This is a genomic window from Duganella sp. 3397 (assembly GCF_031456625.1).
Lineage (GTDB): Bacteria > Pseudomonadota > Gammaproteobacteria > Burkholderiales > Burkholderiaceae_D > Rugamonas > Rugamonas phyllosphaerae.
In genome coordinates, this window is record NZ_JAVDVB010000002.1 from 663,466 (window position 1) to 676,663 (window position 13,198).

General features: G+C 64.9%; 12 protein-coding genes. 6 read left to right on the forward strand and 6 right to left on the reverse strand.

The features are described 5' to 3' along the window. Positions 1-44: 44 nt before the first annotated feature. Both J2X54_RS07440 and J2X54_RS07445 read right to left on the reverse strand, forming a co-directional pair. A complete protein-coding gene (locus J2X54_RS07440) occupies positions 45-662 on the reverse strand; it encodes a PolC-type DNA polymerase III (RefSeq protein ID WP_070247714.1) in 618 nt (205 codons plus the stop codon). Continuing rightward, complete coding sequence (locus J2X54_RS07445; protein WP_310179537.1) at positions 655-1,917, reverse strand: Hsp70 family protein; 1,263 nt, start codon at positions 1,915-1,917, stop codon at positions 655-657. Before J2X54_RS07445 ends, J2X54_RS07440 begins: the two co-directional genes overlap by 8 nt. A 246-nt stretch (positions 1,918-2,163) precedes the next feature. Between J2X54_RS07445 and J2X54_RS07450 the strand changes: the two genes are divergently transcribed. The 5 genes from J2X54_RS07450 (at position 2,164) to J2X54_RS07470 (ending at position 9,469) form a co-directional block, all read left to right on the forward strand. Next, the gene (locus tag J2X54_RS07450) at positions 2,164-3,294 is read left to right on the forward strand and encodes a LacI family DNA-binding transcriptional regulator (protein WP_310179538.1); all 1,131 of its coding nucleotides are present in this window, start codon (positions 2,164-2,166) and stop codon (positions 3,292-3,294) included. Positions 3,295-3,297: 3 nt separating this feature from the next. Further along, positions 3,298-5,487: an ATP-dependent helicase gene (locus J2X54_RS07455; RefSeq protein ID WP_310179540.1), complete on the forward strand. Its 2,190-nt coding sequence runs from the start codon at positions 3,298-3,300 to the stop codon at positions 5,485-5,487. Positions 5,488-5,602: 115 nt separating this feature from the next. Further along, positions 5,603-6,133 (forward strand): peptidoglycan-associated lipoprotein Pal, encoded by a 531-nt coding sequence (gene pal, locus J2X54_RS07460; RefSeq protein ID WP_310179541.1) that lies wholly within the window; start codon positions 5,603-5,605, stop codon positions 6,131-6,133. 190 nt (positions 6,134-6,323) lie between these two features. Further along, complete coding sequence (locus J2X54_RS07465; protein ID WP_310179542.1) at positions 6,324-7,058, forward strand: hypothetical protein; 735 nt, start codon at positions 6,324-6,326, stop codon at positions 7,056-7,058. Continuing rightward, positions 7,055-9,469 (forward strand): hypothetical protein, encoded by a 2,415-nt coding sequence (locus J2X54_RS07470; protein ID WP_310179543.1) that lies wholly within the window; start codon positions 7,055-7,057, stop codon positions 9,467-9,469. Before J2X54_RS07465 ends, J2X54_RS07470 begins: the two co-directional genes overlap by 4 nt. Positions 9,470-9,506: 37 nt before the next feature. Here the strand turns inward: J2X54_RS07470 and J2X54_RS07475 are convergent, their stop codons facing one another. From J2X54_RS07475 to J2X54_RS07485, 3 genes are all read right to left on the reverse strand, one after another. Beyond that, on the reverse strand, positions 9,507-9,965 hold the full coding sequence (locus J2X54_RS07475) for an FKBP-type peptidyl-prolyl cis-trans isomerase (RefSeq protein ID WP_310179544.1): 459 nt from the start codon (positions 9,963-9,965) through the stop codon (positions 9,507-9,509). Between the two features lie 102 nt (positions 9,966-10,067). Continuing rightward, positions 10,068-10,295 (reverse strand): hypothetical protein, encoded by a 228-nt coding sequence (locus tag J2X54_RS07480; RefSeq protein WP_310179545.1) that lies wholly within the window; start codon positions 10,293-10,295, stop codon positions 10,068-10,070. Positions 10,296-10,341: 46 nt separating this feature from the next. Next, positions 10,342-11,790 carry a SulP family inorganic anion transporter gene (locus J2X54_RS07485; RefSeq protein ID WP_310179546.1) on the reverse strand — a complete coding sequence of 483 codons (1,449 nt, stop codon included), beginning with the start codon at positions 11,788-11,790 and terminating at the stop codon, positions 10,342-10,344. A 204-nt stretch (positions 11,791-11,994) separates the two neighbouring features. Here J2X54_RS07485 and J2X54_RS07490 point away from each other — a divergent pair, with 204 nt between their 5' ends. Then, positions 11,995-12,219: a hypothetical protein gene (locus J2X54_RS07490; RefSeq protein WP_070247705.1), complete on the forward strand. Its 225-nt coding sequence runs from the start codon at positions 11,995-11,997 to the stop codon at positions 12,217-12,219. A gap of 15 nt (positions 12,220-12,234) precedes the next feature. Here the strand turns inward: J2X54_RS07490 and J2X54_RS07495 are convergent, their stop codons facing one another. After that, the gene (locus J2X54_RS07495; protein ID WP_070247704.1) at positions 12,235-13,017 is read right to left on the reverse strand and encodes a Crp/Fnr family transcriptional regulator; all 783 of its coding nucleotides are present in this window, start codon (positions 13,015-13,017) and stop codon (positions 12,235-12,237) included. Positions 13,018-13,198 lie beyond the last annotated feature (181 nt).

Here is a 13,198-nt window from a genome sequence, read left to right on the forward strand (position 1 = left end):
GCGCGGAGTCAAACGCGTCCGGGACGGTTGGCGCTAAGACGCGTCTAGCGCGGGTGTTTCAGCAGGAACTGGTGCACCTTGGCCGCCGCCAGCTTGTTGACCGACACCAGCAGCGCCGGGTCGACTGCGGCGATGCCGTAAGTGGCGCCAATATGCTTGCCGATATGGATCAGCACCTGCGCCGCCACCTCGGCATCGGACTCGGCCCGGTGGGCTGCGCTCCTGAAGCGTATCCCGAGCTGGCCCGACAGTTGCCCCAGCTTGTAGCTGGGCAGTTGCGGAAACACCCGGCGCGACAGTTTTAGCGAGCACACCAGCGACTGGTGGCGCGCCTGCAGGTCCAGGCGCGCGGCCTCGGCCAGCAGGAATTTCTCGTCGAAGCTGGCGTTATGGGCCGACAGCGCGTCGCTGCCGATAAACTCGAGCAGCTCCGGCAGCACCTGGCGCACCGGCGGCGCACTGTCCACCATGGCCTGGGTAATGCCGGTCAGGCCGGTGATGAACGACGGAATGCGCACATTGCAGTTGACCAGCGAGACGTAACGCTCGACCACCTCGCCGCCGACGATGCGCAGCGCGGCTACCTCGGTAATGCGATCGCCCATCACCGGCGAGAGGCCGGTGGTCTCGAAGTCGAGCATGACGATCGGTTGATCAAGCATGGGCGCCGCCGAACTTGCGCACCGCGTCGAGCGCCAGGCCGGCGCCGATGCTGCCGAACAGGTCGCCCTCGACCTTGCGCGCGGCCGGCACCAGCGCCGCAATCCGCTCGCGCAACATGCGCACACCGCTCGAACCACCGGTAAAGAACACGGTATCGACCTGGTCGGGCGTGACGCCGGCGTCGCGCAGCAGGTTGAGCACGGTGGTTTCCACCGAACCGACCAGGTGGCTGATGGAATCGTCAAAACGGCTGCGGTCGAGTTCCAGCGTGACCGGCGGGCTCAGGCGGTCGAGTTCCAGCAGGTGCTGCTCGGCGCCGGACAGCGCGATCTTGCCTTCTTCCGACTTCATCGCCAGCCAGTGGCCGGCGCGGTCGTCGATCAGCCGCTGCAGGCGGCCCAGCTTTTCCTGCTCGGCCGAATCGCGCAGCAGGTCGGCCAGTTGGGTCCACATCTTCTTGGTGTAGGCCTGGTTGATGGTATGCCAGGTGGCCAGGTTGAAAAAATAGCTCGATGGCACTTCGCTGCCGTTGCGCAGCTTGCTGCCAAAGCCCAGCAGCGGCATCACCGCCGCCAGGCTCAGGTATTTATCGAAATCGGTGCCGCCGATGTGGACGCCGCCATTGGCCAGGATGTCGTCGCGCCGTTCGGCTTTTTTGGCGCGGTCCGGTGACAGGCGCACCAGCGAAAAGTCGGAGGTACCGCCGCCGATGTCGGCGATCAGCACCAGTTCCTCGCGGTCGATCTGCGACTCGTAATCGAAAGCGGCGGCGATCGGCTCGAACTGGAAGGCGATGTCGGTAAAGCCGACCGAGCGGGCAATCTCGGCCAGCGTGTCTTCGGCCAATTGATCGTTGGCGGCGCTGTCGTCGATGAAGTGCACCGGGCGGCCGAACACGGCGGAATGGAACTGGCGCCCGGCGGCGCGCTCGGCGCGGTGCTTGAGCTCGCCGATAAACTGCGCCAGCAACATGCGGAACGGCAGCGCGCGGCCACCGACCTCGGTCTGGCCGTCGATCAGGCTGGTGCCGAGCAGGCTCTTGAGCGAGCGCATCAGGCGGCCCTCGTAACCGGCCAGGTAGTCGGCCAGCGCTGCGCGCCCGAACTTGACTTCTTCCTCGTCGGCGTTAAAGAACACGACCGACGGCAAGGTGGTTTTGCCGTCTTCCAGGCCCAGCATTACAGGGTGGCCGGGACGTACCCAGCCCACCGTGGAATTTGACGTTCCGAAATCGACGCCGCATGCGTTGGCCATGTCGCCCCTTCAACTGATAAAGGGGCGATATGCTACCAGAAAATGCGCAGCCAGCCGCCGCTGGCCGTAAAAATCGCATCGATGCGACAGTATGCGTCGGAATACGTAGGTAGTTTCCACATGGAAATCGCATTAAATCGCAATTCATATTGCCCAGGGGCAATTTCTTGATTATGCTCATGGCAATACAACCGCTGGTGTCGCCAGGCGTGCCAGGTGCGCGCCTCGCACCTCAACAACGAGACGATGACCAAACCAAAGCCGTGCGTGGAAGCTGCCGCCCTCGCCCACAAAGCCGTGATCGCCCGCGAGGCGCGCCGCGTGACCTCGTACGACGTGGCGCTGGTGGCCGGCGTGTCGCAGTCGGCGGTGTCGCGCTGCTTCCAGGCCGGCGCCAGCGTCTCCGAGACCACGCTGGCCCGGGTGATGAAGGCCGCAGCCCTGCTCGACTATATTCCCAACGCCGCCGCCCGCAGCCTGATCACGCGGCGCTCGAATATCGTGGCCGTGCTGATCGCCAGCCAGGCCAACCTGCACTACCCGGAACTGCTCGGTGAATTGAGCCAGCAAATGGGCGCGCGCGGCAAGCGCGTGCTGCTGTTCATGCTGCCCAGGGAAACCGACGTCGAGCGCGTATTGTCCGAGGTGTGGCAGTACCAGGTCGACGGGGTGATCGCCGCCGCCCACCTCTCGTCCGGGCACATCGCCGAATTCGAGCGGCGCCAGATGCCGCTGGTGCTGTTCAACCGCACCGTGCGCGAGCGCCCCGTCCACTCCGTCACCTGCGACCACCGCGAGGCCGGCCGCATGCTGGTGTCGCGCCTGGCCGCCGCCGGCCACCGCCGCTTCGGCATCATTGCCGGCCTGGAGGACTCCACGGTCGCCAACGAGCGCCGGCGCGGCGCCTGCGAGCGGCTGGCCGAACTGGGCCTGCCACCGCCGGTGGTGGTGCCGGGCCAGTCCGACTACCCGAGCGGCGCGGCCGGCCTGCGCGCCATCATCAGCGCCATAGGCGCGGTGCCCGATGCAATCATTTGCGGCAGCGACGTGATGGCCATCGGTTGCCTCGATTGCGCGCGCCACGAGCTGGGCATCGACGTGCCGCGCCAGTTGTCGGTGGCTGGCTTCGACGCGGTCGAGCCATCCAACTGGCTCAGCTACAACCTCACCACCCTGCGCCAGCCGATGCCGAGGATGGCGCAGGCCGCCGCCGAACTGCTGTGCGCCGTCATCGACAACAATAATCCCGCCGCCACGCCGGACCACCGCGTGTTCAGCGCCCAGTTCATCGAGGGCGCCACCGCGCGCCTGGAGCCGGTCTTCAGCACAATCACCGGCGCCACCCCGGGCTTGGCCGCGCCGGTCGCTATAATGTAGCGGATGAACGCTACCCAGTTGCCACAACCGCAAAACCAACCCCGCTTCACGCCGCGCGGCCTGATCCCCACACCGGAGCAGCGCGCCATCCAGCTGTCGCAAAACAAGGTCACCCTGGTAGACGCCAACGCTGGCGCGGCCAAGACCACCACGCTGGCGCTGCGCATCGGCGAAGCGCTGGCGCGCAAGCTGCCGCCCGAACAGATCCTGGCCCTGACCTTTACGCCCGAAGCGCGCGACGTCATGCGCCAGCGCCTGCTGGACGTGGGCGTGCCCGCCACGCTGGCCGACCGCGTGGACGTGCTGACGTTCGAAGACTTCAGCGCGCGCCAGCTCGACACCATCGACGGCGACGGCCTGCGCACCTGCACCGAGCCGCGCCAGCTGAAGCAACTGGCGCTGGCCGCCATGGACCGCGTGGGCGAGCGCTACGCCGGCCGCCTCGACAGCCTGGAACTGCACACCCACAGCATCGCCGTCAGCCAGTTCCTGGAAACGCAATTGACGCTCAAGGCCACCATGGCGCTCGACGCCGACGTCGAATTCATGGACGTCGAGGAAGCTGCCGAGCAGCTGGGCGTGCCGGTGGCCGACTATCTGACCACGCTCGAATACGAGGCGCTGCGCCTCGATGGCGGCGCCGGTGCCCTGCTGCGCGGCCCGTTCGACGCTACCTACGACCTGGCCTGTAACCTGGTCGGCGGCGCGCGCCTGGCCGAACAGTTCCCCGACTACCGGCTGGTGCTGTGCGACGAACTGCATGACCTGAACGAAGCGGCGTTCCGCATCCTCGAAGCACTGATCGACCGCCCGCAATGCTATTTCGTCGGCGCCGGCGACAAGGACCAGGTAATCTACGCCAGGCTGGGCGCCAGCGACACTTTTTTGAACCAGCGGTTCGACCAGCGTTTTCCCAAGCTGGTGCGCCTGCCGCTCACGTACAGCTACCGCCACGGTCCGCACCTGGCCTACGCCATGGCCGCGTTCAAGGACAAGCCCGTGGAATCGAGCCTGGCGCTGCGCACCGAGATCAGCCAGCCCCACTACGACGACGCCGCCCACTGCGCGCGCCAGGTGGTGGCAGCGGTCCAACGCTGGAAGGCAGATGGTCATCCGTTCGACAGCTGCGCCATCCTGATCCGCGACCGCCACCAGTCGGTGGCCATCGAAAACGCCCTGATCGAAGCCGACATCGATTACCGCACCCCGGCCATGGCCGGCTATCTGCAGCGCGACGAAATCCTGTTCTTGCGCGGCATGCTGGCCATCGCCCTGCGTGATTTTCGCGCCGTCAAGTCGGAGCAGGTGCGCGGCGCGGTGGTCGATGCGCTGGTGGCGTTTTCCGAAATGGCCTTCAGCGCGCGCCGCATTGACCACTTCAAGACCCAGATCGCCAAGTCGCCCGACCTGCTGGGTGAACTGTTTTTGATCGAGGACGAGTACCGCGACGGCGTCGAGCCCAGCTGGCGCGACGTCGCCAGCGTGACCACCAAGCGCGCCGTGATCGACGCCATCGCCTGGCTGTCCACGCTGGACCCGGCCACACCGGCCGCCCTGGTCCTTACCGAATTGTGCGAGCGGGTGCAACTGGTGGCGGCGGCGCGCCGCATCTTCGTGCGGCCTTACGACGCCGGCGTGGTCAACAAATCGGTGGACGGCTTGCTGGCCTGGGCATCGGCGTCCGGGCTGGGATTGGCCGACTTCTGGGCCGCGATGAACGCGCGCGAAGCATTCGTGCGCCGCAAGCGCGCGCCCAAGGCGGTGCTCATCGAGCGCGTGGCCGATGCCAAGGGCAAGGAATTCGACCACGTGATCGTGCCGTATCTGCAGGCCGACGAGTTTCCGCATCCGCAGCAACCGCGCCGCGACGAGGAAAACCTGTTCTACGTGGCAGCCACCCGCGCACGATTGAAACTGACCTTGTTGTCGCCAACCGACAACGGCGCCCGCAGTGCGTTCCTGGCCCGCCTGCGCTTGCCGCAGTGCAATACGGCCGCCGACGCCGCGATTACGCGCAACCATGAGCAGCAAGCCGCTGCCGCTGCGGCTCCCGGCCGTCACTACCTGACAGCCAGTTACCAGGAGAAGGATGCGGTGAAAGCGCTGGGCGCGCAGTTCGACATGGCGCGCCGCGCGTGGTACGTCGAAAGGGGGACCGATTTGGCTCCCTTCGCGCCATGGATCAAAAAATAATGCAGCGCGCCAATTATAACCAGAGAAACCCTTATATAATATCGGTCGCGGCTGGCTTGACAGCCTCACACCCTTTAGTGTGCCCCACAACATAATTCGAATCGGGAGTATATCGATGAAAGCAAATACCAACATCCTGCTGGCAGCCTGCACCGTAGCCCTGCTGAGCGCCTGCTCGACTCCAGCACCTGCACCAGCGCCAGTACCTGAGCCAGTCAAAGCTGCTCCAGCACCGGCCCCGGCACCAGCGCCAGTCGCAGCACCGGTACAAGCGCCACTGGCCGCCTACCTGGATCCGAACAGCTCGATCTACAAGAACCGTAGCGTCTACTTCGATTTCGACAAGTACACCGTCAAGCCAGAGTTCGACGGCCTGGTTGCCGACCACGGTAAATTCCTGGCTTCCAACCCGAACGTGTCGGTCAAGGTCGAAGGTAACACCGATGACCGCGGCAGCGCCGAGTACAACCTGGCCCTGGGCCAGAAGCGCGCCCAGGCACTGGTCACCGCCCTGAAAGTTCAAGGCGCGAAAGACACCCAGATGGAAGCCATCAGCTACGGCAAGGAAAAGCCAAAAGCCACCGGTTCCGATGACGAATCGCGCGCCCAGAACCGCCGCGACGACATCGTCTACCCAAGCAAGTAATTCTGTCGCGTCACCGCAGAACGATAAAACGCCCGGCCTTTGCGCCGGGCGTTTTTGTTTGCGGCCGGCGCCTGAGGACAAATAAGCCATTTTGTTTATTTGATAAACATCGGTAGAATGGCGCACCGAGTTTGTGCGTAACCGTCCGATGTCGTTGTTCCCCCGAATTGCTGCACTGATCCCAATTCTGATGCTGGCCTGCCCAGGCACCAGCGCTACGGCGCTGGGACCCGCGCCGGCATCGGCGCCCGCCGTGGCCTGGCTGTGGGACAGCGCCGTGCTGCCATCATGGTCCACCGCGGAGGCGGCGGTGCTGCAACGACACATCCTGCTCACCGGCCCGTCGGCCCGCACCCGCCCGCGCGCGCACTGGCCGCTCATGCCTTCGACCACCCGCGTCACGCCGGTGCTGCACGTGGAGGTCAGCACCGTCAATGCGCCGGTTGCCATCGACACCCGCGCCGACATGATCGTGCGCGCCATGATGGAAGCAGCGCAGGCCAGCACCTCGGGCTGGGTGCAACTCGATATGGAAGCCAAGCCGTCACAGCGCGCGTTCTACCGCGCGCTGGTGGCGCGGGTGCGCGCCGAACTGCCGCCCCAAATCAGACTGAGTGTGACCGCGCTGGCCTGGTGGTGCCGCGCGCCCGCCTGGCTCGACGGCCTGGCCGCCGACGAAGTGGTGCCCATGTTCTTCCGCATGGGCCGCGACAATGCACAGATGCGCCACATCGTCGAGCACACGCCGCAGTTGCTGCACGCCAGTTGCCGGCAGGGCAGCGCCGGTTTCGCGCCGCAGGAACCGTTCGCGCCGCAGGTGATTGCCCGCTACCGCAAGACTTACTGGTTCGACCGCTACGCGTGGAAACGCAGCGCCTCGGCCACCGCCCCTATTTCCCCGACTGTTCCAGGAACCATGCCATGAAACGCCCGCTGATCACCCTCGCCACACTCCTGATGCTCACTGGCGGCCACGCCGTTGCCAGTGGCGGCGGCGACGATCCGACCGACGAATTCGTCAACCGTTCACGCACCGACGTCGCGCTGGGCCGCTACCAGGCCGGCCACCTGGGCGTGGTGCTGCCCTCCTATGTGCGCAGCAACCTGTTTACCGCGTGGCGCGCCGTCATGCTGGGCGCGCCGGGACTGCGCGCGGCGCCCAATGCGGCCGGCGGCCTGGCCCTGGTCGAAGAGCGCCGCAGCGGCGGCTGGCAGGATCAGCAGAAAGGGGGGGACATCTACAAGGCCTGGCGCGCCGCCGTGCGCGGCGCCCTCAAGCGGGAAATGGAACCGGCGCCCGATGCCGATCCGCTCGTCAACAGCTACCTGAACTGTCCGGTGGCCAGCTATCAATTCGCCACGCGCACGCTGGGCGACCTGTCCGCGCGCGCGGACGCCACGCCGGCGCGATTGGCGGCGTGGGTGGCCACCCAGCGCGAAGTCTTCAAGGCCTGCGGCGACGATCCCCTCGACCGCAAGAATGCCTACCAGCAAACCAGGAAGTCGGTCCAACCGGCGCCGCTGGCAGCGGCCGAGCCGCTGTTCTGGCGCCAGGTGCAGGAATACCAGCTGGGATCGGCCGCGTTCTACAGCGAAGACTACGCGCGCAGCACGGCGCTGTTCGACAAGATAGGCGCGACCGAAGGCCATCCAATGCGGGCCTGGGGCGACTACCTGGCACTGCGTTCGCAGGGCCGCGCCGCGCTGTACGTGCCGGGCACGCCCGACGAACGCTGGCGCGCGCGCGAGGCGCAGGCAAAAGAAAGCCCGGCGGACAAGGCCGCGCGCCAGGCACGCCAGCAACAGGTATTGGCCGACGTCGAGGCACGCGTGGGCCGCATCGTTGCCAATCCGGCGCTGGCCGCGCGCCACGGCGACAGCCGCGCCATCGGCCGCATCCTGCAAGCCAGGTTTACGCCGGTCGAGCGCTACGCCGACGTGAGCAGGCTGCTCGACGACCCGCGCAATGACCCGTACCTCGACGACCGCCTGGGCGACTGGCTGGCGCTGGCCGACCGCCTGGCCGAAACGCCAGCGGCGACGCCGGCACGGCCGGCTCAACCCCCGGCATCGTCCCTGGTCGACTGGGTGATGACGGTGCAGCAGTGCGCACCCTACTACCCGGACGACAACAGCGAGTACGCCACCAAGGTGGCAGAGACTTGTGCGCCATCGCGCACGCATGCGCACGAACGGTGGCGGCACTACGCAAAAGCAGGCAATGCCGCCCAGGCGCGCGCCTGGCTGTTCGCCTCTGCCATGATCAGCGGCAAACTGGCGCCGGAGATGGAACAGGCCCTCCTGCAAGTGGCGCCCTCCGCGCCCGAGTATCTGACGGTGCGCTACGCGCTGGCGCGTCATTACCGCCTGGCCGGACAAGCAGACAAAGCCCGCGCGCTCGGCGAGGCAGAGTTGACCGGCGCACTGCTGTCGTCCACCGCCTCGGACTCGGCGCGCAACCTGTTTCTGCAGGAGCGCTTTGCGGTGGCCACGTCGCTCACCGACGCAGCCCTCTACCTGCTGCGCAGCCGAGGCTACAAGGTGGACAGCGACACCGGCGAACCGGCAGCGGTGCAAGATCCCTACACCGTGGCACGCGGACGGCTGGCAGCCGACGGCAAGCGCTGGCTCAATGCCGGACTGGCGGCCAGCGACCTGCTGACATTGGCGGCGGACCGCCAGTTGCCGGCGGAGGAGCGCGGACGTATCGCCCTGATCGCGCTGATGCGCTTCGACATGACCGGCCAGTACCAGGCAGCGGTGAAAGCGACGCAACTGGTGGAGGCCAATGCGCCCGAACTGGCGCCGGTAATGAAGCGCTACCGGGAACTGACGCCAAACGCGGAGCGCCACCACTGGCTGCTGCTTACCGCCCTCAAATATGGTTTCAGCCCGATGCGCAATACCTGGGCGCTGCCGGTGCCGTACGTGCCACGCGCGGTCGAGGAAACCAGGGCCGACATGTGGTGCAAGATGCCGTCCAGCGGCGAGAAGGAATACCAGGAAAATGGCTGGTCGGGGCAATCGGTGTGGGTGGAGCAGGCGCCGACGATGCCGCAGCTGGCGGGGGTAGATGCCGCCCGTCGCAAGGCCGAACTGGCACAACTGGGCGCCCTGAAAACCGCCACCGGCTACCTCGGCGACCACGTGTTGCAAAGAGTGGCGGCGAAACCGAAAGACGCCGACCTGCCATGGCTGCTGCACGTGGTGGTGCGCTCCACGCGCGGCGGTTGCCTCGACGACGACGCCAAGGCGTTGTCTAAAAAGGCATACACCACGCTGCACAAACGCTACGGCAACAGCGAATGGGCGAAGAAGACGCCCTATTTCTACTGATGCCGTAGCGCTTACGCCATCAGCGCTTTTAGCGCACTTAGCGCACTTCCACCAGTTCGATGTCGAAGACGAGGTTGGAGTTGGGCGGGATCGCGCTGTTCCCTTGGGCGCCATAGCCCATGCTGGCCGGGATCAGCACCGTGCGCTTGCCGCCCACTTGCATGCCGGTCACGCCTTGGTCGAATCCCTTGATCACAGAGCCGCTGTCCAACACGAAAGAAAACGCCGCCTTGCCGACCGAGGAATCGAACTGCATGCCCTTTTTGGATGGCGCGGCGGCATCGTACAGCCAGCCGGTGTATTGCACCGAGACGGTTTTGCCAGCGATTGCCGGCGCACCGGTGCCGACCACGTTATCGATCTTCTGCAGCACGATGGTGTCGGCGACCGGAACCACCACCGGTTGCACCGGCGCAGCAGTATCGCCGCCACCGCCACCGCAACCAGACAGGGCCAGCGTCAATCCCAGCGCGCAAGAAGAAAACAGGTATCTCATAGAACTCTTTCTCAATGATGATGAACACAAATTTCACAAATCCGGCAAAATGCGCTGGCAGCATACAGTAACAATGCCTTTGTGACCATCATTTAAAAGACGCTATTTGAGGATGACTTTGCGGACGAATTCGATCGCGGCGAGGGCGAAGAAGGTGTAGGCGCACCAGGGGATCAGGTAGCCGGGGATGAACCAGGGTCGCAAGGCGCCCAGCGCGGTAAAGGCTGCGCCGAAGGCAAAGGCGGCGGCCAGTACCCATTCCTTTTGTTTGGAAAACAGCCCGACGCAGGTGATGGTGCCGGCCAGGCTGATGATGGTTGCTATCTGCATTGGAGAGTGCTCTTCTGTCAAGGATGGGCAGAATACCACGAACACTTCAGGCAGTCACCGATACGCCGGCCCGCACCAGCAACTGTTCGCAGCGCTGCGACAGGTGCTGCACTTGCAGGCGCTTGCCGGCGCGTGCATACCGCTCGCTCAGGGCGGCCACCGCCACCACTGCCGAATGATCGACCAGGCGCAGGTGGCGGCAGTCGAGCACCACCTGTTGCGGATCATCCTGGGGCACGAACAGGTCGTTGAAATGGGCGATCGAGGCGAAGAACAGTGTGCCGTGCGGCGTGTAGTGCTTGACGCCGTCGGCGTCCACCATCGCTTCGCACCGCACATCGCGCGCGTGGCGCCAGGCGAAACTGAGTGCGGCGATCACAATCCCGCACAGCACCGCCACCGCCAGGTCGGTCGCCACGGTAATGCAGGTAACGACCACGATCAGCAGCGCGTCGTGGCGCGGCACCTTGCCCAGCACTTGCAGCGAACTCCAGGCAAAGGTCTGCTGGGCGACGACAAACATCACGCCCACCAGGGCAGCCAGTGGAATACGCTCGATCAGCGGCGACAGGAACAGCACGAACAGCAAAATCATGATGCCGGCCACCGCACCCGACACCCGGGTGCGGCCGCCGGAACCGAGGTTGATCATGGTCTGGCCGATCATGGCGCAACCGCCCATGCCGCCGAACAGGCCGGAGGCGACGTTGGCCGCACCCAGCGCCACGCATTCGCGGTTGGGCAGGCCGCGGGTTTCGGTGATTTCATCGGTGAGGTTAAAGGTGAGCAGCGTTTCGAGCAGCCCCACCACCGCCATCAGCAGCGCATACGGCAGCACGATGCGCAAGGTCTCCATGGTGAACGGCAACTGCGGAATGCTGAACGACGGCAGACCGCCGGCGATGGTGGCCATGTCGCCCAGCGTGCGCACCGGCAGATGCAGCAGTTCCGACAGCAACCCCACGCCCACGATGGCCACCAGCGCCGGCGGCACCGCCCTGGTCAGGCGCGGCAGCAGGTACACGATGGCCATAGTCAACGCCACCAGCCCGCCCATCCACCACATTGCCGCACCCGCCAGCCAGCCGCCGTCAACCCGAAAATGCTGCAATTGCGACCACGCGATCACGATCGCCAGGCCGTTGACGAAACCAAGCATCACCGGGTGCGGCACCATGCTGACCAGTTTGCCGAGCCGCAGCAGGCCGAACAGCAGCATGATCACGCCGCTGAGCACTACCGTGGCCAGGAAATACTGCAAGCCATGCTGTGCCACCAGCGCCACGATCACCACTGCCATCGAGCCGGCAGCGCCCGAAATCATGCCCGGGCGGCCACCAAAAATCGCGGTGATGGTGCAAATGAAGAAGGCGCCATACAGCCCCACCAGGGGATTCAAGTGCGCAACCAGCGCAAACGCGATGCATTCAGGAACCAGTGCAAACGACGTGGTGAGGCCCGCCAGGGCATTTTTAGTGAAATTGGTGGACCACATATCGGTTTCGGAAGAAGAGTATTCGGGACGAGCGACGCGCAAAAAAATAGCTGCAGAGCATCATTGATGCGCCGCAGCAGGAGTATTTTACACGGAGGAGACAGGTTACCGCAGTGATTGGGTGAACTGGCGCACATTCAAAACCGGTCGCGACAGGCAAAATGGCTTTGCTTTCCAACCAACAACTGCCAAGCCGAGCCCACCATGACCACGATGATGAATGCCACCCGCGCCCTGAACCGTCAAAAAATCGCTGTCGAGAGAACGCTGTATGCACGTTCGGCAGAGGAATCGCAACTGGCAGCGCGTTGGGCCGCCGCCTGGCACAAGCTGGTCCAGCGCAAACTGGACAACATGGCCACCCGCTCTGCCCCTCGGGTGGACTTCAGCGGATTCCTGGTGAATCCGCCGTCCCGCGTATTGCATTAATTTCCCGGCTATTCTTCAAGCAGCACGCTGTTCCATGCCGGCCGCCTTGTTGCGGCCGCCTTGGTAGCAGCTGCCTGCGCGCGCTTCCATCCCCGCACGATCAAGTACCGTAACGCAACCACGGCGGTAGGAAATCAAGCCTTCGTCGGCCAGCTTGCCAGCCGCGCCGGTCACGCTTTCGCGACGCACGCCCAGCATGTTGGCGATCATTTCCTGGGTCACTTTCAATTCATTGCCCATCGAGCGGTCCAGGCGTTCGAGCAACCAGCGGCACAGCTTTTGCTCGATACTGGTGTGACGGCTGCCGGCCACGCTTTGCGCCAGCTGGGCGAACATGGCGCTGGTGTAACGCATCAGTTGCTGGGCCAACGGGCCGCCGGCGTAGAACACGTCGCGCAGCACGTCGGTGCGCAGGCGGTAGCCGTAACCGGCGGCTTCCACCACGGCCGAGTAAGAAGCACGCTCGGTCGGGTACAGAGCCACGCCTACCACACCTTCACGGCCTACCACGGCGATCTCGGTGGTGGCGCCGTCTTCCATGACGTATTGCAGCGAGATGATGGCGTTGGTCGGGAAGTAGGTGTACTCGACCTTGTCGCCGAAGTCGAACAGGTGCTTACCGGCAGGCAACGCAACCAGTTCCAGCTCGCTGAACAGCGCCAGCAGATCGTCGCGCGACAGGGCGCGCAGCAGATCGTTCTGCTGCGCGCCGATCAGGCTGATCTGCGAACCGGCGCTGCTGTTGCCTGCGATGGCGTTGGCAGCGGCGGTTGCGGAAGTGGTGTGGTATGCGTTCATGGTGTCTGCCTCTTGGTGTGTGGTCTTGGTGGCTGATGTATCAAACTTGGGTATCGCTCACCGTTGATGACACTATATCTAGCAGACCGATCTACCGGTATAGGACCGGCGTGTAGGCCAATGTAGGCTGCAAGCAAGAAGAAATGTGGGCCTTGTCCTACGTTGGCATCATGACACTGTG

What these genes read in the sequence shown, in the direction of transcription:
- J2X54_RS07440 (WP_070247714.1), bottom strand. Translation starts at nt 662, where the DNA reads ATGCTTGATCAACCGATCGTCATGCTCGACTTCGAGACCACCGGCCTC.
- J2X54_RS07445 (WP_310179537.1), bottom strand. Translation starts at nt 1,917, where the DNA reads ATGGCCAACGCATGCGGCGTCGATTTCGGAACGTCAAATTCCACGGTG.
- J2X54_RS07450 (WP_310179538.1), top strand. Translation starts at nt 2,164, where the DNA reads ATGACCAAACCAAAGCCGTGCGTGGAAGCTGCCGCCCTCGCCCACAAA.
- J2X54_RS07455 (WP_310179540.1), top strand. Translation starts at nt 3,298, where the DNA reads ATGAACGCTACCCAGTTGCCACAACCGCAAAACCAACCCCGCTTCACG.
- pal (WP_310179541.1), top strand. Translation starts at nt 5,603, where the DNA reads ATGAAAGCAAATACCAACATCCTGCTGGCAGCCTGCACCGTAGCCCTG.
- J2X54_RS07465 (WP_310179542.1), top strand. Translation starts at nt 6,324, where the DNA reads ATGCTGGCCTGCCCAGGCACCAGCGCTACGGCGCTGGGACCCGCGCCG.
- J2X54_RS07470 (WP_310179543.1), top strand. Translation starts at nt 7,055, where the DNA reads ATGAAACGCCCGCTGATCACCCTCGCCACACTCCTGATGCTCACTGGC.
- J2X54_RS07475 (WP_310179544.1), bottom strand. Translation starts at nt 9,965, where the DNA reads ATGAGATACCTGTTTTCTTCTTGCGCGCTGGGATTGACGCTGGCCCTG.
- J2X54_RS07480 (WP_310179545.1), bottom strand. Translation starts at nt 10,295, where the DNA reads ATGCAGATAGCAACCATCATCAGCCTGGCCGGCACCATCACCTGCGTC.
- J2X54_RS07485 (WP_310179546.1), bottom strand. Translation starts at nt 11,790, where the DNA reads ATGTGGTCCACCAATTTCACTAAAAATGCCCTGGCGGGCCTCACCACG.
- J2X54_RS07490 (WP_070247705.1), top strand. Translation starts at nt 11,995, where the DNA reads ATGACCACGATGATGAATGCCACCCGCGCCCTGAACCGTCAAAAAATC.
- J2X54_RS07495 (WP_070247704.1), bottom strand. Translation starts at nt 13,017, where the DNA reads ATGAACGCATACCACACCACTTCCGCAACCGCCGCTGCCAACGCCATC.